The organism is Streptomyces sp. NPDC101110, from assembly GCF_044759525.1.
Lineage (GTDB): Bacteria > Actinomycetota > Actinomycetes > Streptomycetales > Streptomycetaceae > Streptomyces.
Window position 1 is genome coordinate 209,257 of the sequence record NZ_JBIVZM010000009.1, and the last position, 25,986, is coordinate 235,242.

Here is a 25,986-nt window from a genome sequence, read left to right on the forward strand (position 1 = left end):
GGTCCGGGCCCCGGGACGGGTCACTCGGCCGGCTGCTGGGCCTGCTGCTCGGCGACCGCCTTGCGGACCTCGTCCATGTCGAGGTTGCGGGCCTGCCCGATGACGTCCGTCAGCGCTGCCTCGGGCAGGGCGCCCGGCTGCGCGAACACGGCGACCTGGTCACGCACGATCATCAGCGTGGGGATGGACTGGATGCCGAAGGCCGCGGCCAGCTCGGGCTGCGCCTCGGTGTCCACCTTGCCGAACACGAGGTCCGGGTTCTCCTCCGCCGCCTTCTCGTAGACCGGTGCGAACTGCTTGCACGGCCCGCACCAGGACGCCCAGAAGTCGATCAGGACGAACTCGTTGTCCGTGACCGTCTGGTCGAAGTTCTCCTTGGTGAGCTCCACGGTGCTGCTCATGGCGTAAATCCCTCTTCCTGGTGTGGGGTCAAGCCGTCGGCACAACACGGCCGACCGGACACGTATTCCGCGCCCCTACCCATGTGGCCAGGGCGCACACCACCCACCAGACTGACCCCATGACGGAAACGGAAACCAACACGTACGACGTCGTGGTGCTCGGGGCCGGGCCCGTGGGGGAGAACGTCGCCGACCGCACCCGCGCGGCCGGACTGACCACCGCGGTCGTGGAGAGCGAACTGGTCGGCGGCGAGTGCTCCTACTGGGCGTGCATGCCCAGCAAGGCCCTGCTGCGGCCGGTGATCGCCCGCGCGGACGCCCGGCGTGTACCGGGCCTGCGCCAGTCCGTGCAGGGCCCCCTCGACGCCTCCGCGGTGCTCGCCCACCGGGACTACTACACCTCCGACTGGAAGGACGACGGCCAGGTCGGGTGGCTCGACTCCATCGGCGCCGACCTGTACCGGGGCCACGGGCGCCTCACCGGCCCCCGCGAGGTGACGGTCACCGGCCCGGACGGCGGCGAGCGCGTCCTGACCGCACGGCACGCCGTTGCCGTCTGCACCGGCAGCCGCGCCGCCCTGCCCGGCCTGCCGGGACTGGACACCGTCAAGCCGTGGACCAGCCGGGAGGCCACCAGCTCGAAGGCCGTGCCCGGCCGGCTGATCGTCGTCGGCGGCGGCGTGGTCGCCACCGAGATGGCCACCGTCTGGCAGGCTCTGGGCTCGCGGGTCACCCTGCTGGTCCGCGGCAAGGGCCTGCTCCCGCGCATGGAGCCCTTCGCCGGGGAACTGATCGCCGAGGCACTCACCGAGGCCGGAGCGGACGTCCGTACGGGCACCTCGGTGGAGTCGGTCACCCGGGAGAACGGCACCGTCATCGCCGTGACCGACACGGGCGACCGCGTCGAGGCCGACGAGATCCTCTTCGCCACCGGCCGCGCCCCGCGCACCGACGACATCGGCCTGGCATCGATCGGCCTCGAACCAGGCTCCTGGCTCCCGGTCGACGACAGCCTCCGCGTGACCGGCCACGACTGGCTGTACGCGGTCGGGGACGTGAACCACCGGGCCCTGCTCACCCACCAGGGCAAGTACCAGGCCCGCATCGCGGGCGCCGCCATCGCCGCGCGGGCCACCGGCGAGACCCTCCTCGCCGAGCCCTGGGGCGCCCACGCCGCGACCGCCGACCACGCCGCCGTCCCCCAGGTCGTCTTCACCGACCCGGAAGCCGCGGCCGTGGGCCTGTCCCTGGCCGAGGCGGAGCAGGCGGGTCACCGCGTGAAGGCCGTCGACGTGGACCTGTCCACCGTCGCCGGGGCGGGTCTGTACGCCGACGGTTACCAGGGCCGTGCCCGCATGGTCGTCGACGTCGAGGAAGAGATCGTGCGCGGCGTCACCCTCGTCGGCCCCGGCGTCGGCGAACTCATCCACTCCGCGACCATCGCCGTCGCCGGCCGCGTCCCGATCAGCCGCCTGTGGCACGCCGTCCCGTCCTACCCGACGATCAGCGAGGTGTGGCTGCGACTGCTGGAGGCGTACCGGGACGCGTAACGCTCTTCAGCCGACCCCGAGGCGGTCCCGCCACCCGCGGGACAGCTTCGGCCGCATGAAGACGACACCCTGCTGGGTGCCGACGGCGAGGTCGAGGTGGGGGCTCCCCGGGAGGGCGGTCAGACAGGTCACGAGAGCGGGCAGCGGCGCCGACCAGACCTTCTCCAGGCTCGGCAGGTGGCACAGGGCCACGCCGTGTTCGTCACTGACGGCGACGAGGGCTTCGCCACTGGGAGAGGCGCCGGTCCACAGGAGCCGGGAGGCACTCACGGACAGAGGGTCGACGACGTCCGGCGCGTCAGGGTTCCAGACGGTGACGGGGCCGGGTCTCCCGTCGCCGGACATGTGACGGGAGAGGGACAGGAGCAGGGGGCCGCCCGTCGGCAGGTCCGCCCAGCGCAGGTAGCGAAGCCGGTCCCCTCCGGGACGGCGGGTGGCGGCATGGCGCGTCGATCCGCCCGAGACCCGCGGCACGATGGACAGCCTCCGAGTCGCCACGTCGAGCACCGAGAGCACACCGTCCCGGCGCTCCTTGACGACCCAGCGTGTCCCGGCTTCGCCGTGGTGCGGCAGGAGGAACTGGATCCCGCCCGGAAGCTCGAACGTGTCCTCGGCGACAGGGGTGGCGGACGTGATGTCGAAGAGCTGCCCGTATGCCAGTGGCGCTTCCGCGTGCTCCACGTTGCCGTAGACGATCAGCAGGGTCGCGCCGGCCGGCGTCGTGAACGCCTCCACGAACTCCCGTTCCCGCTCGGCGTCGGGGACACCCGGGAGGGGCGCCCACCGCGAGGAAGCCCCGGGAGAGCCGACCCGGCAGATGGCGTGCTCGTCCTTGTCGAACGCGAGCCACCGCACTCCTTCGTGACCGGCCGTCGCCGGAACGGCGAGCACGAAGTCGTCGAGGTGTTCCGGCGAACCGACGACCGCCCGGGTGCTCTGTCCGTCCGACCCGAGGCGGGTCCACACGAGCGCCTGCTTCTCCCGCTGCAGCAGGTTCAACGTACCGTCCGGATCCTCGGAGATCTGCCCGAAGTCCCCAGGCAGGTCGATCGGCCCCACGGTGCGCCGTGCGTCGCGGTCCCGCTCGTCCCGGCGGGGTCTTTCCGTCCGCACGAGCTGCCGGTTGCGCAGGGTCAGGACGGCCGCGGGGTCTCCCGACCAGGCACAGATCATGTCGACCTCCTGACGGACGTCCTCCGGAGCGTCGGACTCCACCCCGGGAACGGGCCGCAGGTGAGCGTTCCAGGCCCAGAGCCGGGCCGTTCCGTCGTTGGCGACAGCGAGGATGTCGGGGCCGGCCCCGGATACCGGACTCTCCAGCAGGTGAACCGCGCCCACCGCGCTCTCATGACCCGTCAGGGAGGAGCCGACCGACGAACCGGAGACCGCGTCGACCACGCGGAGGGGATGGGAGAAGAAGGAGGTGACCACCTGCACCCTCCCGCCGACCACGGCAGCCGCCATCCTGAAGGTCGGCTCGGGCAGGTACTCCAGCGTCCGCACCGGCGATCCGTCGGAGGGCACCACGAGCAACCCCGCGCCGGCCTTCGCGACGAGAACGGCGGCGGAAGCCTCACCGCCCAGCGCGAAACCCGCGTGGTCCTCGTTCACGGCCGGGGACGACACCCTGGCGACGGTGCCGACAGCGGTATCGAGGAGGACCAGCCCGGTCCCGTGCTCGATCACCGCTGCGAGGGTGCCGCCGGGCCGGTGCACATGGTCCATGAGCCGCGGCCGCACCAGGCCTTCCAGAGCCCTCCGGGAACGTCCTGTCCCGTCCACGTCGTACAGGGTGACGTGCCCTTCCGTGCCGTCGCACACGAGGAGCCGGGTACGCCCTTCGGAATCGCGCGACAGACAGGCGGAACCACCGGGTGTGTACCCGGTGTCCGCGGTTGCGGCCGACACGCTGTACTGCGCGCGGGTCCGGCAGGGCACCTCGACGAGCGTGGCGGCCCCGGGCAGAGCGACCGCCAGCACTGTCACCTCGGTGCCGCACACGACCACGTCCGTGTCGCCGTGCACGACCCCGGCGTCGTACAGGAACGACCAACCGGTACCGGCGAGGGTCCGGACGAGGGTCTGGTCGAGGACGTTCCACACCCGGAGCGTGCCCGCGGCGTCCAGGGTGACGGCCTCGGCGCGACCGCTCTCGTCGCGGAGCAGCACGAGCCCGTGCACCACGGCGGGATGGGGCAGGACGGTTGACTGGGACGGGCTGTCGAGCATCCACACGTGCACATGAGCGGCGCCGGGTGGTACGGCGAGCACGACACGGCCTCCGCAGGGCAGGGTGCAGTCCTTCAGCCGCCAGCCGGAGGCCAGGTGCCGTGAGGCGTACGCGTCTCCCGCGTGCCTGCCCACCACCCGGTGCGGGGTGATCCGCCGCCGCTCCGCCTCGACGTGTTCCAGCGACCTCGCGAGCTTCTCCGCCTGTCGCCGCAGCCCGTCCTCGCCGTAGGCCCCTGCCACGTACGCCAGCAACGCGGCCGGGTCCGCACTCGGCGCGTCCGCGTCCACGAGGAGATAGGCGAACCGTTCGACCGCCATCGCCAGCATCGGACGCCGGACGGCCTCCCGTACGGCGGGCAGCAGCGTCGACGGGTCGGCGGCGACGAGGAACCCGGCGTCCTCGATGAGGTCGTCCAGGGCACCCGCCCCGGCCGCGTGCGTGGCCAGATGGGTGCGCACATACGGGTGGGCCCGCGACCAGTCCCGGTCGGGGACGAACTCGAGCAGCGTCTCGACGAAGCACTCCTGGACGTCCCCGAGGTCCCTGCGGCGCAGCACCCGGCTCTTGATGTGGTCCGTCAACTCCTGGTGGTACAGCCGGAAGTAGGTCGTCCCGTCCACCCGGGCGTGGGCCAGATAAGAGGCGTCCTCGTCCAGCAACAGGTCGGCGTCGGCCTCCGCGAGGGGGACCCCGGCCAGCCGTTCGGCCGCGCGGATCCACATCCGGCGGGGCAGCCCGTAGCCCTCCCCGAACGCAAGGGCCATGAGGAGGGCCATGGTCGTGGTGTGCCGCTCGGGCGGCATCCGCTGGAGATACGCCTCGAAGGCCCCGCCCACGTCCGACGGCAGCTGCCCGGACCAGCCCGGCACCGAGGTGTCCACCACCGGCCCCCGCAGCAGCGCGCTCGCCGTCATGCGGGCCACCAGGAAGCAGCGTCCCGCCCGGCGCGCGACCTCCCGCGCCACCCGGCGTGCCGTGCCGGGGCAGTCCGCGTACGGAGCGCCGGTGTCGCCGAGGACCTTCGCCACGTACTCGGCCGTGTCCGTGTCGTCGGTATAGGCGTCCTCGTCCAGATCGACGACCGGCACGCCGTCCCCCAGGTGCGGCAGCAGTTCGCGCCGCGAGCCGACCACGAGCCGGACACAGGGCAGAGCCGCCAGCGGACGCAACAGGTCCCAGGCGATGCGGCGAGCCTCCGCCTTGCCTCCCCCGACGCCCGCCTCGTCGAGCGAGTCGACCACGATCCGCAAGGGCCGCTCACGGCCCGACAGCGCGGTGAACAGGGCCACCGGTGTGGCCGCTCGGACATCGGCCGCCGCAGCGAAACGCCCGACGAGCGCCTCCAGCGTCTGATGGTGCGCGTTGACGGAGGCGTCGGCGTGGCCCTCCAGCACCAGCCGCCCCAGCACGGCGGACTTCCCGGATCCCGGGTCGGCGGTGACGACGAGGAGACGTCCCGCGGTCTCTCCCGCGAGATGCGCACGCACCTCCTCCAAGGCCCGCACCCGCCCGGTGAAATACGACCCGGGGTCGTGCACGTGCTCCACCCCGCGCCCGCGCGGCTCGAAGTGGGACGACAGGTCCGAGGCGTCCCCCTGCACCCCGTCGCCCGTGATCTCGGCGTGCGGGTCGAAGCAGGGATTCACGAAGAACGGCGGCCGCTCGGAGTGGTCGACCGACGAGCACACCGCCCGCTGCTGCGAACCGGCCGCGGTGAAACGCTGGTTGACACGATCGGCCAGGGTGTCGGGCGCGAGATGACGCTGCGACGGCCCGTCCCCCCGCTCGCACGCCTTCGCCAACTCGGCCACGAAGGCGCCGTCGCCCGCCAGGTCCCGATGGCGTGCGGACGCCAGCAGCCATGTGCCCGCGCCGAAGGAGTCCGCTCGTCCCCGGGTCGCCACGATCGCGTCCGTGACCCTGCCGATGTCCGCGCCGGCGGCGGCCGCGTGGCAGGCGTCCACCACGAACAGCACGTTCCGGACAGGGGAAGCGGCCAGGATCTCCGCCAGGTTCGGCAGCGACAGCCACGAGCGCGGCCGGTGCCGCTCGCTGTCCGCGCAGGCGAGGCGGTACTGGCCGGTGGAGGAGCGTTCCCCGTGCCCCGCGTAGTACAGGACCACGACGTCCTCGGCGGCCAGGTCCGCGGTGCGGCACCACTCGGCCAGGGCGTCCTCGAACGCGTCCGGCCGTGGGTCGTACGACACGCCGGTCAGGACCCGCTCGTAGCCCATGGACGCGAAGAGGTCCGCGGCCCGGTCGGCGTCCTCGTGCGCCCGGGGCAGTTCGGGTCCTTCGCGGTAGCGACGTGTGCCCACCGCGACGACATAGCGCATCGAACCGCCCCCGGCCTCGCCCAACGCCCCTCCCCAGTGAGGGGACCAGGTTACGCGTGCGCGGGCACCACCAGCTCCCGGTACTCGTCGTCCCACAGGTCCTCCTCGGCCTCCGGCAGCAGCAGTACCCGGTCCGGCCGCAGCGCGTCCACGGCGCCCTCGTCGTGCGTCACCATGACGATCGCGCCCGGGTAGGTGCCGACCGCTGCCAGGACCTCGGCGCGGGAGGCCGGGTCCAGGTTGTTGGTGGGCTCGTCGAGGAGCAGGACGTTGGCGCCGGAGTGCACCAGACCCGCCAGGGCCAGCCGGGTCTTCTCACCGCCCGACAGGACACCGGCCGGCTTGCCGGTGTCGTCGCCGGTGAACAGGAACGCGCCCAGCACCTGGCGGACTTCCCCGTCGGTGAGGTGCGGTGCGGCACCGGCCAGGTGCTCGCGGACCGTCGACCGCGGGTCAAGGGTGTCGTGTTCCTGCGCGAAGTAGCCGAGGCGCAGACCGTGCCCGTGCACCACTCGGCCAACGTCCGGCGTGTCCTGTCCGGCGAGCAGGCGCAACAGGGTGGTCTTGCCTGCGCCGTTGGGGCCGAGCACCACCAGGCGGCTGCCCCGGTCGACGGCCAGGTCGACGCCGCGCAGGACGTGCTGACCGCCGTACGACCTGGTCAGGCTCACCGCGCCGAGCGGGATGCGGCCGCAGGGCGCCGGCTCCGGCAGCCGGATCCTGGCCGTCTTCGCGGCACGGCGGGCGGGTTCGAGGCCGGCGAGCAGCCGGTCGGCGCGGCGGGTCATGTTCCGCGCCGCCACCGCCGTCGAGACCCGTGCCCGCATCCTGTCGGCCTGGGCATGCAGCGCCGCAGCCTTGCGCTCGGCGTTCGACCGCTCCCGCGCCCGGCGCCGCTCGTCGGCCTCCCGCTGCGCCAGGTAGGCGTCCCAGCCGGTGTTGTGGACGTCGAGCGCGGCCCGCCCCCGGTCCAGGTGGAAGACCCGATTCACGGTGCCGGCCAGCAGCGATGTGTCGTGGCTGATCATCACCAGGCCACCCTGATGACTCGTCAGGAAGGTGCGCAGCCAGGTGATCGATGCCGCGTCGAGGTGGTTCGTGGGCTCGTCCAGCAGCAGTGTGCCGTGTCCCGCGAACAGGATGCGGGCCAGTTCCACACGCCGGCGTTGACCGCCCGACAGTGCGCTGAGCCGCCGTTCCATCAGGTCCGCCGACACACCGAGACCGGCGGCGACCCGGGCGGCCTCCGCCTCGGCCGCCCAGCCGCCGCGGGCCTGGAACTCGGCCTCGGCCCGCACGTAGGCGTTCATCGACCGCTCCGTGCCGTCGGCCAGCGCGGCCTCGGCGCTCCGCAGCGCCCGCACGGCGCGGTCCAGGCCGCGAGCGGACAGGATCCGGTCGGTGACGGTGACCGACTGGTCGGCGGCGCGGGAGTCCTGGGGGAGATGGCCGACGCCGGCGGTGCGGACGACCGAGCCGGCGGCGGGCCGCAGTTCGCCCGCGAGGGTGTGCAACAGGGTGGTCTTCCCCGCGCCGTTGCGGCCGACCAGGCCGATGCGGTCGCCGGGGGAGACGTGGAAGGAGACGCCGGACAGCAGCAGGTGCGCGCCCACGCGCACGTCGACGTCACGAACGGTGATCATGAGAAAACGCTCCGAACAGGCAAGAGGACACACGGGTGGCGTGGGAGTGGGTCCTCAGCTAGGAAATTCGGGGCGTGGACATGCGGCCACGGTAACGGAGACACCGCGCCGGGTGCCCGCGAATTTCGACCGCAGGGCCGGTCGGGCCTCGGCGGCTCGTGGCCGGTCGTCTGTGCCCTTCCACCGGCAGGCCTGCCGGGCTGCGGCAGCGCGCACCCGGGTGCCTGCGACGCCCGCCGCGGATCTGCCCGGCTACGGCAGTTCGAAGCCGAGCGCCCGCGCCGCCCGATCGGGGGTCGGCTGGGCCCAGCGCTCCGCCACCGCCTGGTGGGACGACAGGGAACGCGGCTCGGCCCGGTCCAGGTACAGGACGCCGTCGAGGTGGTCCGTCTCGTGCTGCACGATCCGGGCCGGCCAGCCCGTGAACACCTCGTCCAGCGCCCGCCCGTGCTCGTCCTGCCCGGTCAACCGGACCTCTGCGGGCCGCGCCACCACCGCCTGCCAGCCCGGCACGCTCAGGCAGCCCTCGAAGAACGCGGCCCGCGCGTCCCCGACGGGCTCGTACGCGGGGTTGACCAGGACACGGAACGGCTGCGGCACCCGCCCGCGCGCCAGACGCACGTCGTCCGGCACCGGCGCCGGGTCCTCGATCACCGCGATCCTGAGCTCCACGCCGACCTGCGGCGCCGCCAGGCCGACCCCGGGCGCCGCGCGCATGGTGACCCGCAGGGCCTCCACGAACCGGCCCAGCAGGGCGGACCCCAGCTGACCGTCGTACGGCACGGTGCCCTGCCGCAGCACCGGGTCACCGGCCGCGACGATGGTCAACGGGAGCCCCCCGTCGAGGAGTTGCTCGACCCGTTCGGTCAGGGGTGCGCGATCGCCCGGAGTTCCCATCGCGCCAGGATGGCACGGCACCCCTTGCCTCCGGGTGACGCACATCACATATGCCTCCCGGGAACTGAACGCCCCGCGGCCCCGACTACTGCACCGCAACGGCCACCGTCCACACCGCGACGGCCCAGAAGACGTCCCCCGGAGAAGCCCGCCGATGACCACCGCTCCCTCGACCACCACGGACGAGGCCCCGCAACCAGCCGCCCCGGCACCGTCGAGGAGCAGCTGGGCCCCCCTGCGCCCGCTGATCCTCCGCCTGCACTTCTACGCCGGGGTGCTGGTGGCGCCGTTCCTTCTCGTCGCCGCTGTCACCGGCCTGCTCTACGCCGGAGCCTTCCCGGCCGAGAAGCTCGTGTACGCCCATGAGATGACCGTCCCCGCGGGCGAACGGAAGCTGCCGATCAGCGAGCAGGTCGCCGCCGCGCGCAAGGCCCACCCCGAGGGCACGGTGTCGGCCGTACGTCCCTCGCCCGAGGCCGACGCGACGACCCGGGTGATGCTGACCGGCGTCCCGGGCGTCGGCGAGGGCCACACGCTCGCCGTGTTCGTGGACCCGTACACCGCGAAGGTGCGCGGCTCCCTCGAACAGTACGGCTCGACCGGCGCACTGCCGCTGCGCACCTGGATCGACGAGTTCCACCGCGACCTGCACCTCGGGGAGACGGGCCGGCTCTACTCCGAGCTGGCCGCCAGCTGGCTGTGGGTGCTCTCGGCGGGCGGACTGGGGCTGTGGTTCTCCCGCCGCCGCGCCCTGCGCAGGGTACGGGGCACGACGGGGCGCCGCCGCACCCTCGGACTGCACGGCACGGTCGGCGTGTGGGCCGCGATCGGGTTCTTCTTCCTCTCGGCGACCGGCCTGACCTGGTCCGCCTATGCGGGGGCCACCATCGACGAGCTGCGGACCTCGCTCGGCCAGGCCACCCCCTCGGTGTCGGCGGCCGCCGGCGGTGAGCACGCCGGACACGGCTCCGCCGCGGGGCAGGCGGGCGACGCCGCGCACGGCGTGGGCCTGGACAAGGTCCTGTCGGCCGCGCGGGCCGAGGGTCTGGGCGACCCGCTGGAGATCGTGCCGCCCGCCGACGCGAACTCGGCGTACGTCGTCAAACAGGTGCAGCGCAGCTGGCCCACCAAGCAGGACGCCGTCGCGATCGACCCGGCCGACGGGCAGGTCACCGACGTGGTCCGCTTCGCCGACCACCCGGTGCTCGCCAAGCTCACCCGCTGGGGCATCGACCTGCACACCGGCGTCCTGTTCGGCCTGGCCAACCAGATCGCCCTGATGCTGCTCGCCCTGTCCCTGATCCTGCTGATCGTCTGGGGCTACCGCATGTGGTGGCAGCGCGGCCGGGGCAGCGCCTTCGGCCGTCCCGTCCCGCGCGGCGCCTGGCAGCACGTACCGCCACAGATCCTCGTACCGCTGCTGGCGGGCATCGCCGTACTCGGCTATTTCCTGCCTCTGTTCGGCATCCCGCTGGCGGCCTTCCTTGCCGTCGACATCCTGCTGGGGGAGATCGCCCACCGGCGGGGGAAGCGATCGTACGGGGCGCCGGCCGGGTAGCGGTCCCGCAGACGCACGCATGCCCGGCTCCGTGCGGAGCCGGGCATCTCCATGGGGTTGGCGCGGGTCAGCGCCGGTCGAGGTCACCCGCGAGCGCCGAGGCGATCCGCAGGTGCGACTCCGCCTCCTCGTGCCGGTTCTGCCGCTGGAGCGTACGGCCGAGCATCAGCCGGGCGTAGTGCTCCACCGGGTCCCGCTCGACGATCGTCCGCAACTCGCCCTCGGCCCGCCGAAGTTGAGCCGAGTGGTAGTAGGAACGCGCCAGGAGCAGCCGGGGCCCGGTCTGCTCGGGCACCTCCTCGACCAGCCCGACCAGGACGCGCGCGGCAGCGGCGTAGTCCTTGGCGTCGAAGAACAGCTGCGCACGCTCCCAGCGCTTGGCCGGGGTTCCGTGGGCGTAGTACGTGGTGTCCTGGGGCGTCGTGTCGTGGGTCGTGTTCACTCGGTGCCTCCTTCGAGGCTGAGAACCGGGCCTGCCGGCCGGTTATTCCGCTTCCCGGACGGGGCCCGGGACCTGAGGACGCGGTGCACGTCCCACCCCCTGGCCGGTCAGGGCTGCCAGCTCGGCGCCGGCCCGCTCGGTGATCAGGCTCAGCACCCGGCCCGTGACGGCCAGGTCCTGCGCCGGGATACCGTCGTAGACCCGGGCGGTGAGAGGAGCCGTCTCGCGGGTGGTCGTGGCGTACAGCTCCCGCCCGGCGTCCGTGATCCGCAGATGTGACGTGCCGTCCGGGGCCAGCCAGTGCGCGGCGATCAGCCGGTCGAGCACGCCGTGCACCTCCGACGCGTCGATCTTCAGTGCGCCGGTGACACCGTCGACGAGCTGCTCGCGCCCGACCGGGCCGTCGGCGACGGCGGCGAGCCGGAGGGTGACGGACTGCTGGAAGGTGATGCCGTGCCGGGCCAGCACGTTCTCGAGGAGGGCGCGGCCGGCGTAGTGGGCCAGGGCTATGACGCGGGGGTCTGCGAGGGGCGTGGTGGTCATGGTTTCTCCGTCTCGTTCCGGAAGGAGGGATCGAGGGGTGCGTCGAGCAGGTCGGTCAGCTGGCGCTTGAACTCCCGCGTTCGCGCGCTGTCGAGACCGCCGAGCGGGTCGAGGAGCTGCTGGAGGAGCGCGTGGACGACGTCGATCGCCTGTCGGGTGACCTCGGTGCCCCGCTCGGTGAGGGCGAGCTGCACCGCGCGCGGGTCGCGCGGGTCCCGGGCGCGCTCCAGGAGGCCGGCCGACTCCAGGGCACGGGCCAGCTTCGACACGTAGAGCGGTTCGAGCCCGATGCGGTCGGCGAGCCGGCGCTGGCTGGGCCGTTCGCCGGAGCGCTGCATACCGTGCAGCGAGGCGACCAGGGAGTACTGCGCGTGGGTGAGCCCCAGAGGGGCCACCGCACGATCGACCGCGACCCGCCATTTCATCGACAGCCGCCACACCAGGAACCCGGGCGTCGCGCCCTCGTGACCCTCGCTCATGGCGAATAGAGTACATGGCTACTATATCCATGGCTGCTAAAAGACCGGCCGGTGACTGCGTCCGCGTCAGCGGCCCGAACGTGCCGCTGACGTGAACCGTCGCGCCGGACTAGGTTGGGCGCCATGAGCAATCTTGAGCGCGAGGCGGCCCCCTCCCTGTGCGGCGGCCGTGGCTTCGTGGTGGCGGAGCCGGTGCGTGAACTCCTCAGCCCCCGCAGGGTGAAGCTGGGCGAGTCCAGCGAGGTCCGCCGGCTCCTGCCCAACCTCGGCCGCCGCATGGTCGGGGCGTGGTGCTTCATCGACCACTACGGTCCCGACGACATCGCCGACGAGCCCGGCATGCAGGTCCCGCCGCATCCCCACATGGGCCTGCAGACCGTGAGCTGGCTGCACGAGGGCGAGGTGCTGCACCGCGACTCCACCGGCAGCCTCCAGACGATCCGCCCGCGTGAACTGGGGCTGATGACCTCCGGCCGGGCCATCAGTCACTCGGAGGAGAGCCCGCGCCCGCACGCCCGCTTCCTGCACGGCGCGCAGTTGTGGGTCGCGCTCCCCGACGGACACCGCCACACCGACCCGCGCTTCGAACACCACGCCGATCTCCCGGTCGTCACGGCACCCGGCCTCACGGCCACGCTGATCCTCGGCGACCTCGACGGGGCGACCTCACCGGGCACCGCGTACACCCCGATCGTCGGGGCCGACCTGGCCCTGGCCCGAGGCGCGGACGTACGCCTGCCCCTCGAACCGGACTTCGAGTACGCCGTCCTGTCCATGTCGGGCGAGGCCCACGTCGACGGCGTCCCGGTCCTGCCCGGTTCGATGCTCTACCTCGGCTGCGGCCGCAGCGAACTGCCCCTGCGGGCGGAGTCGGACGCGGGCCTGATGCTCCTGGGCGGCGAGCCGTTCGAGGAGGAGCTGATCATGTTCTGGAACTGGATCGGGCGGACGCAGGAGGAGATCGAGCAGGCGCGGCGGGACTGGATGGAGGGGGCGAGGTTCGGCGAGGTGAAGGGGTACGACGGGGCTCCGCTGCCGGCTCCGGAACTGCCGGCGGTGCCCTTGAAGCCGCGGGGACGGGTTCGCTGACCTGAGAGCGTGCGCGGACGCCGGTGGCGGTCCGGGGGGCGTGCTCAGAGCGTTCTGACTGCGGGAGAAGCGATCTGCCGTCCGGCAGGTCATGCGCTTCGCCGTCCCCTCCTTGACGGCCGGCAACGGGATCCTGCTCGAGCACGCCTCCAACGTCATCGGCAATGCGCTCATCCGCCAGGAGCTCTTCATCGCGGCAGGCTTCCCCGGACATCTGGTGACCGCGCTGGTGATCGCCGAGGACGACGTGCCCGACGTGAGCGCGCGGCTCATCGAGTACGACCGGGTCGCCGCCGTCACCCTGACCGGGAGCAACCGGGTGGGCGCGGCCGTCGGGTCGGCGGCGGGTCGGTCGGCCGAGAAGTCCGTTGGGTCACCGCCTGACCGCCTCGGGCTACGCCCGGCCGGCTCAGGACGCGTCCGCCGCCGACGGTGATGCCCGCCGCCAGGGCCTCACCGATGAGTTTCCGGTGGTCGCGCGGTCCACCCATCGACACGAAGGGAGCGCACCATGCGCAAGATCATCGTTTGCACGTTCCTGTCGCTGGACGGCGTCATGCAGGCGCCGGGCGGTCCGGACGAGGACGCCGAGAGCGGCTTCGAGCACGGCGGCTGGCAGAAGCCGGTGTCCGACGACGAGGTCGGCGCGGCCATCGCCGGCTGGTACGAGCCCTCCGACGCGATGCTGCTCGGCCGCAAGACGTACGACATCTTCGCGGCGTACTGGCCGAACGCCGACCCCGGCAACCCGTTCACCGAGCGGATGAACAGCATGCGCAAGTACGTGGCGTCCCGGACCCTGACCTCCCTGGAGTGGCAGAACTCCACGCTGCTGGAGGGCGACGTCGCCCACGCCGTGCGCGAGCTGAAGGCGTCCGACGGCGGTGACATCAACGTCGTCGGCAGCGGCGACCTCGCCCAGACGCTGATGCGGCACGACCTGGTCGACGAGTACCGGCTGACCATCCACCCGGTGATCATCGGCACCGGCAAGCGGCTGTTCGCCGACGGAGCGGTCCCCACCGCCCTGGAGCCGGTCAGTGTCTCGACGACGAAGAGCGGCACGGTCGTCGGCGTCTACCGGCCGATCGGCAAGCCCGGCTACGACAGCTACTAGTGCATGCCATGGCACTCGAGGGCCGGTGACCGGCCGTGCGACCCTGTACGCCGGTGCTCATCGCGCGCCGTACACCGGCTCCGGAGGCGTCGCCGCAGCGAGGAGCCTCACCGCCGTCGCCCCGGCTTCCGCCGGGGACCAGCGGGCGCCCTTGTCCACCGTGGGGCCGCGGCGCCATCCCTCCATGACGGTGATGCGGCCGCCCTCCGCCTCGAAGACCCGCCCCGTCACGCCCGCCGAGGCCGCGGAGCCCAGCCACACGACGAGCGGGGACACGTTCTCCGGTGCCATGGCGTCGAAGCCCGCGCCGGGGGCCGCCATGGTCTCGGCGAACGTCGTCTCGGTCATCCGGGTGCGGGCCGCCGGGGCGATGGCGTTGACCAGGACGCCGTAGCGGCCCATCTCGGCCGCGGCGACCAGCGTCAGCCCGACGATCCCCGCCTTGGCCGCGGAGTAGTTGCCCTGGCCGACGCTGCCCAGCAGTCCCGCCCCGCTGCCGGTGTTGACGACCCGGGCCTGCGCGGCCCGGCCTGCCTTGGCCTCCGCCCGCCAGTGGGCCGCCGCGTGCTTCAGCGGAAGAAAGTGTCCCTTGAGGTGGACGCGCAGGACGGCGTCCCAGTCGTCCTCGTCGAGGTTCACCAGCATGCGGTCGCGCAGGAAACCGGCGTTGTTGACCAGGGTGTCGAGGCGGCCGTAGGTCTCGACGGCGGTGCGGATCAGCGAGCTCGCGCCCTCGGACGTGGCGACGTCCCCGCCATGGGCGACCGCCTGACCGCCCCGGGCGACGATCTCGTCGACGACGAGCCGGGCGGGAGCCGTTTCGGTTCCGGTCCCGTCGAGGCCGGCACCGAGGTCGTTGACGACGACCTTCGCGCCCTCGGCGGCGAGAGCCAGGGCGTGCGCCCGGCCCAGTCCGCGCCCCGCCCCGGTGACGATTGCGACACGCTCGCTGCACAGTCCGGACATGCTGGGTCCTCTCGTCGGAGGTCTCGGGAGTTCAGGGGGGTCAGTCGCCGGCGGCGGCGTCGAGGAAGGCCGGGCGTTCGCCACCGCCGTGGACGAGCAGGCTCGCGCCGCTGATGTACGCGGCGCGTTCGGAGGCGAGGAAGACGCAGGCGTCCCCGACCTCGGCGGGGTCGGCCAGCCGGCCGAGCGGCACCGTGCGGGCGACGGCCTCGATGCCCCTCTCGTCGCCGTAGTGCAGGTGTGACAGCTCGGTGCGGACCATGCCGAGGACCAGGGTGTTGACCCTGATGTCCGGGGCCCACTCCACGGCCATGCTGCGGGCCAGGTTCTCCAGCCCCGCCTTGGCCGCGCCGTAGGCCGCCGAGCCCGGGGACGGACGGCTGCCGCTGACACTGCCGATCATGACGATCGAGCCGCCGCCCGGCCGAGAGCGCATCTGCTCACAGGCGGCGAGGGAGGCGGTCAGGGGGGCCAGCAGGTTCAGCTCGACGACCCGGGAGTGCCGTGCGGCTCCGCCCTCCCGGAGCGGCCGGTACGGCGTGCCGCCGGCGTTGTTGACGAGGACGTCCAACCGGCCGTACTCGGCGCTCACCCGCGCGAAGAACGCGGCGACGGCGTCCCCGTCGCGCAGGTCGACCGGAAGGAACCGGGCCGTGCGGCCCGCTGCTTCGACGGGCTGGTCCGCGGGGCGTCGCGCGCAGGTCACCACTTCGGCTCCGGCCTCCAGCAGAGCCCGCGCGACGCCGGCGCCCACCCCCCGCGTCCCGCCGGTGACCACCGCCACGCGTCCGCTGAGATCGGTGATCGCTGCCATGAGGGACCTCCCGCGCCGCGTACTCCGCTGCTACCTTCGTGCCTAACAAACGTTTGGTGGAAAGGTAGCTGATCCGCTCATGGGTGTCTCCACCGCAAGCCCCGAAGAGGGCGTCACCGTCGTCACCGTGGACTTCCCACCGGTCAACGCCCTTCCTGTCCAGGGCTGGTACGACCTGGCCGCCGCCGTACGCGCGGCCGGTGCCGATCCCGGCGTGCGCTGCGTCGTCCTCACCGCGGCCGGACGCGGGTTCAACGCCGGAGCCGACATCAAGGAGATGCAGCGCACCGAGGGCTACACGGCGCTGGTCGGCACCAACCGCGGCTGCTACGAGGCGTTCGCCGCGGTCTACGAGTGCGAGGTCCCGGTGGTCGCCGCGGTGCAGGGCTTCTGCGTGGGCGGCGGTATCGGGCTGGTGGGCAACGCCGACTCGATCGTGGCGAGCGACGACGCGGTCTTCGGGCTGCCCGAGCTGGACCGGGGCGCGCTCGGCGCGGCCACCCATCTGGCCCGGCTGGTCCCGCAGCACCTGATGCGGACGCTCTACTACACCTCGCGTACCGTGACGGCCGGGGAACTGCACCGCCACGGCTCGGTGTGGCGGGTCGTCCCCCGCGAGCAACTGCGCGCCGCGGCCATGGAACTGGCCAGGGAGATCGCCGCCAAGGACGGACTGCTCATCCGCTTCGCCAAGGCGTCGATCAACGGCATCGATCCCGTGGACGTCCGCCGCAGCTACCGCTTCGAGCAGGGCTTCACCTTCGAAGCCAACCTCAGCGGCGTATCCGACCGTTACCGCGAGGCCTTCGTGACGGCGGAGCCGTCCCCGTCGGCCGAGCCGTCCAGGTCGTACGACTCGTCCAGCTCACCCAACTCGTCCAGCTCACCCAACTCGTCCGAGGGGGAGGCGCGATGAGCGACAAGGCGATGACCGCCGACGAGGTCGTCGCGCGTCTGCGCAGCGGCATGACGATCGGGATCGGCGGCTGGGGATCCCGGCGCAAGCCGATGGCACTGGTCCGCGCGCTGCTGCGCTCGGACGTCACCGACCTCACCGTCGTCAGTTACGGCGGCCCGGACGTCGGCCTGCTCGCGGCAGCCGGACGGATCCGAAAGCTCGTCGCAGCCTTCGTCACCCTCGACTCCGTCCCCCTGGAACCGCACTTCACCGCGGCACGGCAGCGCGCCGCCTTCGACCTGGTCGAACTGGACGAGGCGATGTTCATGTGGGGCCTGACCGCAGCCGCGCAGCGGCTGCCCTTCCTGCCGGTCCGGGCCGGTCTCGGCTCCGACGTGATGAGGGTCGACCCGCACCTGCGCACGGTGGTCTCGCCCTACGAGGACGGCGAGGAGTTCGCCGCGGTCCCGGCGCTGCGCCTGGACGCGGCGCTGGTACACCTCAACCGGGCGGACGCACGAGGCAACGCCCAATACCTCGGGCCCGACCCGTACTTCGACGACCTCTTCTGCCAGGCCGCCGACGCCGCGTACGTCTCCTGCGAGCAACTCGTCGACACGGCCGACCTGCTCAAGGACGCAGCCCCCCAGTCCCTCCTGGTCGAGCGCGCGTTCGTGACGGGGGTCGTCCAAACGCCCCACGGCGCGCACTTCACCTCCTGCGCCCCCGACTACGACCGCGACGAGCCCTTCCAGCGCGCCTATGCCCGGGCCGCCCGCGCCCCGGAAACCTGGCAGGCCTTCACCGATCGCTTTCTGTCCGCCGACGAGGAGACGTACCAGGCCGAAGTCGCGGCATTCCACGGGGAGCAGGCGTGAACAGTCCTACGGCGAAGACGACGCGCGCCGAGTACTGCGCCGTGGCCTGCGCGGAGGTCTGGCGCCACGCCGGGGAGGTCCTGGCAAGCCCCATGGGCACCGTGCCCACGATCGGCGCCAGGCTGGCGAAGCTGACCTTCGCGCCCGATCTGCTGCTCACCGACGGCGAGGCACTGCTGATCGGCGACGTACCGGCGCTCGGTTCCCGCGCCCAGGTGGTGGAGGGCTGGCTGCCGTTCCGCCGGCACCTGGCCCTCGTGGCCACGGGGCGGCGGCACGTGATGATGGGCGCCGCCCAGATCGACCGCCACGGAAACCAGAACATCTCCTGCATCGGCGACTGGGCCCGCCCCGCCCGGCAACTGCTGGGCGTACGGGGAGCACCCCTCAACACACTGAACAACCCGACCAGTTACTGGGTGCCCAAGCATTCCCCGCGCGTCTTCGTCGAGCAGGTCGACATGGTCTGCGGAGTCGGCTACGACCGCGCCGCCGAGGCCGGCCCGTCCGCCGCCCGCTTCCACCACGTCCCGGAAGTGGTCAGCGACCTGGGCGTCTTCGACTTCGCCACACCGGACCACTCGATGCGGCTGCGCTCGCTGCACCCGGGCGTCACGCTCGGGCAGGTGCTCGAGGCCACCGGATTCGCGCTCACCGTCCCCGACGACGTGCCGTACACCCGTGAGCCCACCACCGAGGAGCTGCGCCTGATCCGCGAGGTCGTCGACCCGAGGGGCGCCCGCGACCGTGAGGTGCCGGCATGAGCGGCACCGCGATCGCCACGGCCCTCACCGAACTCGTCGGAGTGCGCACCCCCATCGTCCAGACGGGCATGGGGTGGGTGGCCGGGCCCCGCCTGGTCTCCGCCGCCGCCGAGGCCGGTGCCCTGGGCATCCTCGCGTCCGCCACCATGACTCCGCAGCGGCTGCGCTCGGCCGTGCGCGAGGTGAAGTCCCGCACCGACGCGCCGTTCGGGGTCAACCTGCGGGCCGATGCCCCGGACGCGGGGGAGAGGGTGCGGATCATCGTCGACGAGGGCGTGAAAGTCGCCTCGTTCGCCCTCGCGCCGAGGCCGGAACTCATCGCCCGTCTGAAGGACGCCGGAGTGGTCGTCATCCCCTCCGTGGGTGCCCGGCGGCACGCCGAGAAGGTCGCGGCCTGGGGCGCGGACGCCGTGCTGGTGCAGGGCGGTGAGGGCGGCGGCCACACCGGCAGCGTCGCCACCACCGTGCTGCTGCCGCAGGTCGTGGACGCCGTCGACATCCCCGTGATCGCCGCCGGCGGCTTCCGGGACGGACGCGGACTGGTGGCCGCCCTGGCCTACGGCGCCGCCGGCATCGCCATGGGCACCCGCTTCCTGCTCACCTCCGACAGCACCGTCCCCGACGCGGTCAAGGCCCGCTACCTCGCGGCGGGTGTCCAGGATGTCACCGTCACCACCAAGGTCGACGGTCTGCCCCACCGGATGCTGCGCAGCGACCTCGTGGACGCGCTGGAGCGCTCCGGCCGCGTGGCCTCCCTCCTGCGCGCCCTCCGGCACGCCTCCGCCTTCAGACGCGAGTCGGGCATGAGCTGGACCGCCCTGGTGCGCGACGGTCTGGCGATGCGACACGGCAAGGAACTGACCTGGAGCCAGGTCCTCCTGGCGGCCAACACCCCGATGCTGCTCAGGGCCGCGATGGTCGACGGCCGCACCGACCTGGGCGTGATGGCCTGCGGACAGGTCGGGGGACTGATCGACGACCTGCCGTCCTGCGCCGAACTCGTCGACCGGATCATGGCGGAGGCACACACGACGCTGGGCCGGCTGCCCACGGTCGTGTGAGGGCGCTGCGTGCGCCGCTCATCGTCGGCCCCGCGGCGCGAGGACCCGTGCCCGGCAGGCGGTCGGGGTGCCCCAGGCGGTGCGCAAGGGGCGGGCCTTGCGGATCCACAGGGACAGGTCGGGTTCTTCGGTGTAGCCGACGGCGCCGTGGAGTTGCAGGGCGGTCCGCGCCGCCCCGTACGCCGCTTCGCAGGCCGTCACTTTCGCAGCGGCGACCTCCCGGCCCGCCGCGGGTTCGTCCGCCGCCAGGGCCAGGGCGGCGGCGTGGACCAGCGGCTGGGCGAACTCCAGGGCGATGAGGGTGTCGGCCAGGCGGTGCTTCACCGCCTGGAACGATCCGACGGCCACTCCGAACTGGGTGCGCTGCCGCACGTACTGCACGGTGCGTTCCAGCAGCGCCCGTCCCAGCCCGAGGGCCTGCGCTGCCGTGGCCAGCGCGGCGACATCCGCGGCGTGCGCGGCGGCCATCCGCACCGAGGGCCCCTGCTCCAGGGCCACTCCGCCGAGCGGGCGGGCCAGTCGCCGCGCCGGGTCGGCCGACGGCTGTACGGGGCCGTGCGACTGCGTGAGGCGTACGGTGTCGCCGTCCACGACGAACACCGCGTCGGCGGCGTCGGCGTCCAGGGCGTACGGGCTGCCTCCCGGAGTGAGGACGCACAGGGACGCGATGGCCTTGCCGGACGCCAGCTGCGGCAGCCAGGCCCGGGCCGTGTCACCCCCGAGCCGGCCCAGCAGGGCACCGGTGGCGACCGTCTCGACCAGCGGACCGGGTACGGCATGACGGCCCAGCTCGCCGAAGGCCACGGCCAGTTCGACAGGCAGCGCCCCCAGGCCCTCGTGCTCCTCCGGAACGGCGAGGGCGAAGACGCCGGCCTCCGCGAGCCGACTCCACAGGGCGCGTCCGGGCCCGTGGTCGCCGGTCGCCCAGGACCGTACGACGCCGGGGGTGCCGACGGAGCCGAGCATGGCGTCCAGAGTGCGGGCGAACTCCCGCTGCTCGTCGTCGAGGAGGAACCGCATCACCGGCGTCCCTTCGGCAGGCCGAGCAGCCGCTCGGCGATGATGTCCCGCTGGATCTCGTTGGTGCCCGCGTAGATCGGCCCGGCCAGGGAGAAGACGTGCCCTTCCGCCCAACTGCCGTGTTGCGCCGCTTCGGTGGCCTGGTCGGACAGCTCGCCGCAGGGGCCGAGCAGATCGAGGGCGGTCTCGTGCAGGGCGATGTCCAGCTCGGACCAGAAGACCTTGTTGAGGCTGGACTCGGCGCCGATCGACCCACCGGCGGCGATGCGTGAGGCATGGGTGTAGGTGAACAACTGGTAGGCACGCGCCCCGATCACCGCGTCGGCGACCCGGTCGTGGAGGGCAGGGTCGCCGGAGCCGGAGCCGGAGCCGGAGCCGGAGCCGGAGCCGGAGCCGGAGCCGGAGCCGGAGCTGGGGCCGTGGCCGGAGCCGGAGCCCGAGCCGGAGACCCCGCCCGGACTGGGGCCGGGGCTTGCGTCGGAGCCGCGATCGGGGCCGGAAGCCGGGGGATGGGCGGCGTGCCACAGCGCGGTCAGCCGGTCGGCCGCGGCGGTGAAGCGGCCGGGGCTGCGCAGGGTCAGTCCGCGCTCGTTGCCGGTGGTGCTCATCGCGACCCGCCAGCCCTGCCCCGGCTCCCCGATGACGTCCTCCTCCGGCACGAACACGTCGTCGAGGAACAGCTCGGCGAAGGCGGGCTTGCCGTCCAGCCGTCCGATGGGCCGTACGGTGACCCCGTCCGCGTCCAGCGGGAACATCAGATACGTCAGGCCCCGGTGCGGCCGGTCCGCGTCCGGGTCGCTGCGGAACAGGCCGAACGCGCGGTCGGCGAAGGCCGCCCGGGACGACCACGTCTTCTGGCCGCTGATGCGCAGGCCGCCCTCCGTACGAACGGCGGTGGACCGCAGGGAGGCCAGGTCGGAACCCGCCTCCGGCTCGGACCAGGCCTGCGCCCAGATCACCTCACCGCTCGCCATGGGCGGCAGGATCCGCGCACGCTGCTCGTCGGTGCCGTGCTCGAAGAGGGTGGGCGCGAGGAGGTTGATGCCGTTCTGGGAGACCCGGCCGGGCGCACCCGCCCGGTAGTACTCCTCCTCGAAGATCAGCCACTCCAGCAGGGAGGCCCCACGGCCACCGAACGCCTCGGGCCACGACACCACCGACCAGCGGTCGGCGAACAGCGTCTGCTCCCACTCCCGGTGGGCCGCGAACCCCTCCGCGGTCTCCAGCGACGGCAGCGGGACGGACGGCACATGGGAGGCGAGCCACTCCCGGGCCTCGGCCCGGAAGGCGTTCTCGGTGGCGGTGAAGGCGAGATCCATCAGCCGCGTGCCTCCTTCATCGCGCGCACGTCCATCCCGCCGAGCGAGTCCTCGCTCGTCTCCGCGTTGTGGGCGTGGGCGAGATGATGCAGCCCGAAGACCGAGTCCAGCCCCGCATGCAGGCCCTGGAGGTCCTCGGCCTGGTTGACGGCCCGCTTCGTCAACGCCAGACCCATGCGGGGCATCTCCGCGACCCGCTCCGCCAACTCCAGCGTGTGCCGTCCGAGTTCCTCGCGGGGCACGACCCGGTTGACCATGCCGACCTCGTAGGCGCGCCGCGCGGTCATCCGGTCGCCGGTGTAGAGGAACTCCTTGGCGATCCGCGGCGGCATCACCCAGGGGTGGGCGAAGTACTCCACCCCCGGGATGCCCATGCGCACCACCGGGTCGGCGAAGAAGGCGTCCTCGGAGGCGACGATCAGGTCGCACACCCACGCCAGCATCAGCCCGCCGGCCACGCACGCCCCCTGCACCGAGGCGATGACCGGCTTGGGCAGTTCGCGCCAGCGCCGGCACATGCCCAGGTACACCTCGGACTCGCGGGCGAAGCGGCTCTCGGCCCCCCGCTTGTCCGAGTGGTCCCACCACAGCCCGGCCCTGCGGTCGAACGGCAGGTGTGCGTCCCGCTCGGGGGTGCCGATGTCGTGGCCGGCGGAGAAGTGCTGCCCCGCTCCGGCGAGAACCACGACCTTCACCTCGTCGTCGTCCGCGGCGCGGTAGAAGGCCCGGTCCAGGGCGTAGGTCATGGCGGAGTTCTGTGCGTTGCGGTACTCGGGCCGGTCCATCGTCACCAGGGCGACGGCGCCGCGGCGCTCGTAACGGACCGGCTCCGGGGGCGTGGTGCGGTCGGCGGGCATCCGCAGCCTCCTTCCCTAACAATTGTTTGGTAGGTTAGTCTACGGCCCGTCAGCAGTCGAGCGCCGGGAGCCGTCCATGACCTCGGTCCCACCGCCGTACCTGCGCGGCCATCACCTCCTGACCGGCCGCACGGCCGTCGTCACCGCCGCGGCGGGCGCCGGGATCGGGGGCGCGACCGCCCGGCGGCTGCTGGAGGAGGGCGCCCGGCTCGTGGTCTCCGACGTCCACGCCCGCCGGCTGAAGGAGTCCGAGGCGGCGCTGGCCGCCGAGTTCGGCGTGGACCGCGTCACCGCACTGCCCTGTGACGTCACGGACGAGGACCAGGTCGGCGCACTGTTCGACCATGCCGAGGAGCGGCACGGACGGCTGGACATCGTCGTGAACAACGCGGGCCTCGGCGGCACCGCCGACGTCGTCGACATGACCGACCAGCAGTGGGACAAGGTCCTCGACGTCACCCTCAACGGCACGTTCCGCTGCACCCGGGCCGCGCTGCGCCGTATGAAGGCCTCGGGCTCCGGCGGCGTCGTCGTCAACAACGCCTCGGTGATCGGCTGGCGCGCGCAGCGGGGGCAGGCCCACTACGCCGCCGCCAAGGCCGGTGTCATGGCCCTCACCCGGTGCGCCGCCATGGAGGCCGCCGACTACGGGGTGAGGGTGAACGCCGTCTCCCCGAGCCTGGCCGTGCACCCGCACCTCGCCAAGGTCACCACCCCCGAACTGCTGGAGGAACTGACCGGCAGGGAGGCGTTCGGACGCTGCGCCGAACCGTGGGAGGTGGCCAACGTGATCGTGTTCCTGGCCTCCGGCTACTCGTCGTACCTGACCGGCGAGGTCCTGTCGGTCAGCAGCCAGCACCCATGAGGCGAGAATGCTCCGGTGCCGAAACGCAGCGACAGCGATCAGAAGAAGTCCGCGGTGAGTCCGCCGGAGCGGCGCGGGGAACTGCTGGCCATCGCGGCCCGGGTCTTCGCCGAGCAGGGTTACAGCGCCACGACGGTCCGCAGGATCGCGGACGCGGCGGGGATGCTGGCGGGCAGCCTGTACTACCACTTCGACTCCAAGGAGTCGATGCTGGACGAGATCCTCTCCGGCTTCCTGGACGAGCTCTGGGCGCGGTACGACGCCGTGCTCGGTGCCGGGCTCGGGCCCCGGGAGACGCTGGAGGCGCTGGTGACGGAGTCCTTCCGGGAGATCGACCGGCATCTCGACGCGGTCGTCATCTACCAGAAGGAGTCCGGGCACCTCGTGGACCGGCCGCACTTCGCGTATCTCGTCGAGTCGCAGCAGAGGTTCGAGAAGGCGTGGCTGGGCACGCTGGAGCGCGGTGTGGCCGCCGAGGTGTTCCGTGCGGACCTGGATGTGCGGCTGACCTACCGCTTCGTGCGCGACACGGTCTGGGTCGCCGCGTCCTGGTACCGGCCGGGCGGCCGGCACAGTCCCGAGGAGATCGCCCGCCAGTACCTGTCGATGGTGCTGGAGGGCATCGCCCTGCGCGGCTCATAGACGGACCCGCAGATCGCAGACACCAAGGAGGAGACGCCATGGCCGAGGCCTACATCGTCGAAGCGGTGCGCACGCCGGTCGGGCGGCGGGGCGGCGGGCTGTCCGCCGTCCACCCGGCCGACCTCGGCGCGCACGTGCTGACCGCGCTGATGGAGCGCTCCGGCGTCGACCCGGCCGCCGTGGAGGACGTGGTGTTCGGCTGCCTCGACACCGTCGGCCCGCAGGCCGGTGACATAGCCCGCACCTGCTGGCTGGCCGCCGGACTGCCCGAAGAGGTGCCCGGTGTGACCGTCGACCGCCAGTGTGGCTCCTCGCAGCAGGCCCTGCACTTCGCCGCACAGGGCGTCCTCTCCGGCACCCAGGACCTGGTCGTGGCGGGTGGTGTGCAGAACATGTCGCAGATCCCGATCGCCTTCGCCACCCGTCAGGCCGCAGAACCGCTGGGCCTGACCGACGGCCCGTTCGCCGGCTCGGCCGGCTGGCGCGCCCGGTACGGCGGCCGGCCGGTCAATCAGTTCCTCGGCGCCGAGGAGATCGCCCGCAAGTGGGACATCACCCGCGAGGCCATGGAGGAGTTCGCGCTGCGCTCCCACCAGCGGGCGATCCGGGCGATCGACGAGGGCCGCTTCGACCGGGAGACCGTCGCGTACGGGGACGTGGTCCACGACGAGGGACCGCGCCGCGACACCAGCCGGGAGAAGATGGCGGGACTGCAGCCGCTGATGGAGGGCGGCCGGCTGACGGCGGCCCTCTCCTCCCAGATCTCCGACGGAGCCTCAGCCGTGCTCCTGGCGTCGGAGCGGGCCGTGCGGGAGCACGGCCTGACCCCGAGGGCCCGCGTCCACCACCTCTCGGTGCGCGGCGAGGATCCCATCCGCATGCTGTCCGCCCCGATCCCCGCGACCGCGTACGCCCTGAAGAAGTCCGGCATGACACTCGACCGGATCGACCTGGTCGAGATCAACGAAGCGTTCGCCTCGGTGGTGCTGGCCTGGACGAAGGAGACCGGCGCCGACCCCGAGAAGGTGAATGTCAACGGCGGTGCCATCGCCCTCGGCCACCCGCTCGGCGCCACCGGCACCCGGCTGGCCACCACGCTCCTGCACGAACTGGAACGCACCGGGGGCCGCTACGGACTGCAGACGATGTGCGAGGGCGGCGGCCAGGCCAACGTGACCATCCTCGAACGCCTTTGACACCCGCCGACACCGCCGGCCCGGCGGTCATGGCAGACCGTGATCTACTTCTCGCCATGGTGCCGATCGACGAGAAGCCGGAGTCATGACCAAGCCCCCGGAGCACTGCTGCGAAGCGATGACCGACCGCGTCAGCGCGCGCTGCGACCGGCACGACGATCCCTTCGACTGCCCGGACGCGCTGGTCGCCTTCACCGCCGAGTTCCAGGAATACGGGCTGATCATCCATGACGGCGGCAGGTCGAGCATCACGATCGAGTTCTGTCCCTGGTGCGGACGGCGCCTCCCCGAGTCGCAGCGGGACCGGTGGTTCGACGAGCTGGAGCGCCGTGGGATCGATCCGGGGGAGGACGAGGTCCCTGCCGATTTCCAGGACGATGGCCGGCTCGCCTCCCCGCACGGGGAGTAGCGAACCAGC

General features: G+C 72.6%; 25 protein-coding genes. 13 read left to right on the top strand and 12 right to left on the bottom strand.

What is annotated here, in order from left to right; translation table 11 throughout:
• Positions 1-20: 20 nt before the first annotated feature.
• Entirely contained in the window at positions 21-401 is a 381-nt protein-coding gene (gene trxA / locus ACIQU3_RS22445) for a thioredoxin (RefSeq protein ID WP_248502103.1), read from the bottom strand.
• Positions 402-520: 119 nt separating this feature from the next.
• On the opposite strand from trxA, the gene ACIQU3_RS22450 reads away from it, so the two are divergent.
• The gene (locus tag ACIQU3_RS22450; RefSeq protein WP_403927351.1) at positions 521-1,951 is read left to right on the top strand and encodes a dihydrolipoyl dehydrogenase family protein; all 1,431 of its coding nucleotides are present in this window, start codon (positions 521-523) and stop codon (positions 1,949-1,951) included.
• 6 nt (positions 1,952-1,957) lie between these two features.
• Here ACIQU3_RS22450 and ACIQU3_RS22455 read toward each other — a convergent pair whose 3' ends face one another.
• The 3 genes from ACIQU3_RS22455 to ACIQU3_RS22465 form a co-directional block, all read right to left on the bottom strand.
• Complete coding sequence (locus tag ACIQU3_RS22455; protein ID WP_403927354.1) at positions 1,958-6,544, bottom strand: caspase family protein; 4,587 nt, start codon at positions 6,542-6,544, stop codon at positions 1,958-1,960.
• 26 nt (positions 6,545-6,570) lie between these two features.
• Positions 6,571-8,163: an ABC-F family ATP-binding cassette domain-containing protein gene (locus ACIQU3_RS22460; RefSeq protein ID WP_403927357.1), complete on the bottom strand. Its 1,593-nt coding sequence runs from the start codon at positions 8,161-8,163 to the stop codon at positions 6,571-6,573.
• 252 nt (positions 8,164-8,415) lie between these two features.
• On the bottom strand, positions 8,416-9,060 hold the full coding sequence (locus ACIQU3_RS22465; protein WP_403927360.1) for a peptide deformylase: 645 nt from the start codon (positions 9,058-9,060) through the stop codon (positions 8,416-8,418).
• Positions 9,061-9,214: 154 nt separating this feature from the next.
• Here ACIQU3_RS22465 and ACIQU3_RS22470 point away from each other — a divergent pair, with 154 nt between their 5' ends.
• Positions 9,215-10,618 (top strand): PepSY-associated TM helix domain-containing protein, encoded by a 1,404-nt coding sequence (locus ACIQU3_RS22470; RefSeq protein ID WP_403927363.1) that lies wholly within the window; start codon positions 9,215-9,217, stop codon positions 10,616-10,618.
• A 67-nt stretch (positions 10,619-10,685) separates the two neighbouring features.
• Here ACIQU3_RS22470 and ACIQU3_RS22475 read toward each other — a convergent pair whose 3' ends face one another.
• From ACIQU3_RS22475 to ACIQU3_RS22485, 3 genes are read right to left on the bottom strand one after another with little or no spacing between them, the layout of a single operon-like run.
• A complete protein-coding gene (locus ACIQU3_RS22475) occupies positions 10,686-11,060 on the bottom strand; it encodes a tetratricopeptide repeat protein (protein ID WP_403927366.1) in 375 nt (124 codons plus the stop codon).
• A 42-nt stretch (positions 11,061-11,102) separates the two neighbouring features.
• Positions 11,103-11,603, bottom strand: coding sequence for a MarR family transcriptional regulator (locus tag ACIQU3_RS22480; protein WP_403927369.1), 501 nt, complete (start codon positions 11,601-11,603; stop codon positions 11,103-11,105).
• On the bottom strand, positions 11,600-12,082 hold the full coding sequence (locus tag ACIQU3_RS22485; RefSeq protein WP_403927372.1) for a MarR family winged helix-turn-helix transcriptional regulator: 483 nt from the start codon (positions 12,080-12,082) through the stop codon (positions 11,600-11,602). Before ACIQU3_RS22485 ends, ACIQU3_RS22480 begins: the two co-directional genes overlap by 4 nt.
• A 123-nt stretch (positions 12,083-12,205) precedes the next feature.
• Here ACIQU3_RS22485 and ACIQU3_RS22490 point away from each other — a divergent pair, with 123 nt between their 5' ends.
• The 3 genes from ACIQU3_RS22490 to ACIQU3_RS22500 all read left to right on the top strand — a co-directional run bounded on the left by ACIQU3_RS22490 (position 12,206) and on the right by ACIQU3_RS22500 (position 14,288).
• Positions 12,206-13,171, top strand: coding sequence for a pirin family protein (locus ACIQU3_RS22490; RefSeq protein WP_403735629.1), 966 nt, complete (start codon positions 12,206-12,208; stop codon positions 13,169-13,171).
• A gap of 91 nt (positions 13,172-13,262) precedes the next feature.
• Positions 13,263-13,607 carry an aldehyde dehydrogenase family protein gene (locus ACIQU3_RS22495; protein WP_403927374.1) on the top strand — a complete coding sequence of 115 codons (345 nt, stop codon included), beginning with the start codon at positions 13,263-13,265 and terminating at the stop codon, positions 13,605-13,607.
• A gap of 75 nt (positions 13,608-13,682) precedes the next feature.
• Entirely contained in the window at positions 13,683-14,288 is a 606-nt protein-coding gene (locus ACIQU3_RS22500) for a dihydrofolate reductase family protein (protein WP_403927377.1), read from the top strand.
• 57 nt (positions 14,289-14,345) lie between these two features.
• Here the strand turns inward: ACIQU3_RS22500 and ACIQU3_RS22505 are convergent, their stop codons facing one another.
• Positions 14,346-15,254 carry an SDR family oxidoreductase gene (locus ACIQU3_RS22505; RefSeq protein WP_403735620.1) on the bottom strand — a complete coding sequence of 303 codons (909 nt, stop codon included), beginning with the start codon at positions 15,252-15,254 and terminating at the stop codon, positions 14,346-14,348.
• Between the two features lie 40 nt (positions 15,255-15,294).
• Positions 15,295-16,068 carry an SDR family oxidoreductase gene (locus ACIQU3_RS22510; protein WP_403927379.1) on the bottom strand — a complete coding sequence of 258 codons (774 nt, stop codon included), beginning with the start codon at positions 16,066-16,068 and terminating at the stop codon, positions 15,295-15,297.
• Positions 16,069-16,147: 79 nt separating this feature from the next.
• On the opposite strand from ACIQU3_RS22510, the gene ACIQU3_RS22515 reads away from it, so the two are divergent.
• From ACIQU3_RS22515 to ACIQU3_RS22530, 4 genes are read left to right on the top strand one after another with little or no spacing between them, the layout of a single operon-like run.
• Positions 16,148-16,984: an enoyl-CoA hydratase family protein gene (locus ACIQU3_RS22515; RefSeq protein WP_403735614.1), complete on the top strand. Its 837-nt coding sequence runs from the start codon at positions 16,148-16,150 to the stop codon at positions 16,982-16,984.
• Complete coding sequence (locus ACIQU3_RS22520) at positions 16,981-17,844, top strand: CoA transferase subunit A (RefSeq protein ID WP_403735609.1); 864 nt, start codon at positions 16,981-16,983, stop codon at positions 17,842-17,844. The genes ACIQU3_RS22515 and ACIQU3_RS22520 overlap by 4 nt, the downstream gene beginning before the upstream one ends.
• Entirely contained in the window at positions 17,841-18,608 is a 768-nt protein-coding gene (locus tag ACIQU3_RS22525; RefSeq protein ID WP_403927382.1) for a CoA-transferase subunit beta, read from the top strand. Before ACIQU3_RS22520 ends, ACIQU3_RS22525 begins: the two co-directional genes overlap by 4 nt.
• Positions 18,605-19,669 carry an NAD(P)H-dependent flavin oxidoreductase gene (locus ACIQU3_RS22530; protein WP_403927385.1) on the top strand — a complete coding sequence of 355 codons (1,065 nt, stop codon included), beginning with the start codon at positions 18,605-18,607 and terminating at the stop codon, positions 19,667-19,669. Before ACIQU3_RS22525 ends, ACIQU3_RS22530 begins: the two co-directional genes overlap by 4 nt.
• An 18-nt stretch (positions 19,670-19,687) precedes the next feature.
• Here the strand turns inward: ACIQU3_RS22530 and ACIQU3_RS22535 are convergent, their stop codons facing one another.
• The 3 genes from ACIQU3_RS22535 to ACIQU3_RS22545 are packed head-to-tail and all read right to left on the bottom strand — an operon-like array spanning position 19,688 to position 22,865.
• Positions 19,688-20,689, bottom strand: a complete 1,002-nt coding sequence (locus ACIQU3_RS22535; RefSeq protein WP_403735598.1) for an acyl-CoA dehydrogenase family protein — start codon at positions 20,687-20,689, stop codon at positions 19,688-19,690.
• Positions 20,689-22,008, bottom strand: a complete 1,320-nt coding sequence (locus ACIQU3_RS22540) for an acyl-CoA dehydrogenase family protein (RefSeq protein WP_403927387.1) — start codon at positions 22,006-22,008, stop codon at positions 20,689-20,691. Before ACIQU3_RS22540 ends, ACIQU3_RS22535 begins: the two co-directional genes overlap by 1 nt.
• The gene (locus tag ACIQU3_RS22545; protein WP_403735591.1) at positions 22,008-22,865 is read right to left on the bottom strand and encodes an enoyl-CoA hydratase; all 858 of its coding nucleotides are present in this window, start codon (positions 22,863-22,865) and stop codon (positions 22,008-22,010) included. Before ACIQU3_RS22545 ends, ACIQU3_RS22540 begins: the two co-directional genes overlap by 1 nt.
• Positions 22,866-22,941: 76 nt before the next feature.
• On the opposite strand from ACIQU3_RS22545, the gene ACIQU3_RS22550 reads away from it, so the two are divergent.
• The 4 genes from ACIQU3_RS22550 to ACIQU3_RS22565 all read left to right on the top strand — a co-directional run bounded on the left by ACIQU3_RS22550 (position 22,942) and on the right by ACIQU3_RS22565 (position 25,977).
• Entirely contained in the window at positions 22,942-23,730 is a 789-nt protein-coding gene (locus ACIQU3_RS22550; protein WP_403735588.1) for an SDR family oxidoreductase, read from the top strand.
• 15 nt (positions 23,731-23,745) lie between these two features.
• Complete coding sequence (locus ACIQU3_RS22555) at positions 23,746-24,372, top strand: TetR/AcrR family transcriptional regulator (RefSeq protein ID WP_403927389.1); 627 nt, start codon at positions 23,746-23,748, stop codon at positions 24,370-24,372.
• Positions 24,373-24,410: 38 nt separating this feature from the next.
• A complete protein-coding gene (locus tag ACIQU3_RS22560; protein ID WP_403735582.1) occupies positions 24,411-25,568 on the top strand; it encodes an acetyl-CoA C-acetyltransferase in 1,158 nt (385 codons plus the stop codon).
• Between the two features lie 85 nt (positions 25,569-25,653).
• Entirely contained in the window at positions 25,654-25,977 is a 324-nt protein-coding gene (locus ACIQU3_RS22565; RefSeq protein WP_403927392.1) for a DUF6980 family protein, read from the top strand.
• Positions 25,978-25,986 lie beyond the last annotated feature (9 nt).

What these genes read in the sequence shown, in the direction of transcription:
- trxA (WP_248502103.1), bottom strand. Translation starts at nt 401, where the DNA reads ATGAGCAGCACCGTGGAGCTCACCAAGGAGAACTTCGACCAGACGGTC.
- ACIQU3_RS22450 (WP_403927351.1), top strand. Translation starts at nt 521, where the DNA reads ATGACGGAAACGGAAACCAACACGTACGACGTCGTGGTGCTCGGGGCC.
- ACIQU3_RS22460 (WP_403927357.1), bottom strand. Translation starts at nt 8,163, where the DNA reads ATGATCACCGTTCGTGACGTCGACGTGCGCGTGGGCGCGCACCTGCTG.
- ACIQU3_RS22465 (WP_403927360.1), bottom strand. Translation starts at nt 9,060, where the DNA reads ATGGGAACTCCGGGCGATCGCGCACCCCTGACCGAACGGGTCGAGCAA.
- ACIQU3_RS22470 (WP_403927363.1), top strand. Translation starts at nt 9,215, where the DNA reads ATGACCACCGCTCCCTCGACCACCACGGACGAGGCCCCGCAACCAGCC.
- ACIQU3_RS22480 (WP_403927369.1), bottom strand. Translation starts at nt 11,603, where the DNA reads ATGACCACCACGCCCCTCGCAGACCCCCGCGTCATAGCCCTGGCCCAC.
- ACIQU3_RS22485 (WP_403927372.1), bottom strand. Translation starts at nt 12,082, where the DNA reads ATGAGCGAGGGTCACGAGGGCGCGACGCCCGGGTTCCTGGTGTGGCGG.
- ACIQU3_RS22490 (WP_403735629.1), top strand. Translation starts at nt 12,206, where the DNA reads ATGAGCAATCTTGAGCGCGAGGCGGCCCCCTCCCTGTGCGGCGGCCGT.
- ACIQU3_RS22495 (WP_403927374.1), top strand. Translation starts at nt 13,263, where the DNA reads ATGCGCTTCGCCGTCCCCTCCTTGACGGCCGGCAACGGGATCCTGCTC.
- ACIQU3_RS22500 (WP_403927377.1), top strand. Translation starts at nt 13,683, where the DNA reads ATGCGCAAGATCATCGTTTGCACGTTCCTGTCGCTGGACGGCGTCATG.
- ACIQU3_RS22505 (WP_403735620.1), bottom strand. Translation starts at nt 15,254, where the DNA reads ATGTCCGGACTGTGCAGCGAGCGTGTCGCAATCGTCACCGGGGCGGGG.
- ACIQU3_RS22510 (WP_403927379.1), bottom strand. Translation starts at nt 16,068, where the DNA reads ATGGCAGCGATCACCGATCTCAGCGGACGCGTGGCGGTGGTCACCGGC.
- ACIQU3_RS22515 (WP_403735614.1), top strand. Translation starts at nt 16,148, where the DNA reads ATGGGTGTCTCCACCGCAAGCCCCGAAGAGGGCGTCACCGTCGTCACC.
- ACIQU3_RS22520 (WP_403735609.1), top strand. Translation starts at nt 16,981, where the DNA reads ATGAGCGACAAGGCGATGACCGCCGACGAGGTCGTCGCGCGTCTGCGC.
- ACIQU3_RS22530 (WP_403927385.1), top strand. Translation starts at nt 18,605, where the DNA reads ATGAGCGGCACCGCGATCGCCACGGCCCTCACCGAACTCGTCGGAGTG.
- ACIQU3_RS22535 (WP_403735598.1), bottom strand. Translation starts at nt 20,689, where the DNA reads ATGCGGTTCCTCCTCGACGACGAGCAGCGGGAGTTCGCCCGCACTCTG.
- ACIQU3_RS22540 (WP_403927387.1), bottom strand. Translation starts at nt 22,008, where the DNA reads ATGGATCTCGCCTTCACCGCCACCGAGAACGCCTTCCGGGCCGAGGCC.
- ACIQU3_RS22545 (WP_403735591.1), bottom strand. Translation starts at nt 22,865, where the DNA reads ATGCCCGCCGACCGCACCACGCCCCCGGAGCCGGTCCGTTACGAGCGC.
- ACIQU3_RS22550 (WP_403735588.1), top strand. Translation starts at nt 22,942, where the DNA reads ATGACCTCGGTCCCACCGCCGTACCTGCGCGGCCATCACCTCCTGACC.
- ACIQU3_RS22560 (WP_403735582.1), top strand. Translation starts at nt 24,411, where the DNA reads ATGGCCGAGGCCTACATCGTCGAAGCGGTGCGCACGCCGGTCGGGCGG.
- ACIQU3_RS22565 (WP_403927392.1), top strand. Translation starts at nt 25,654, where the DNA reads ATGACCAAGCCCCCGGAGCACTGCTGCGAAGCGATGACCGACCGCGTC.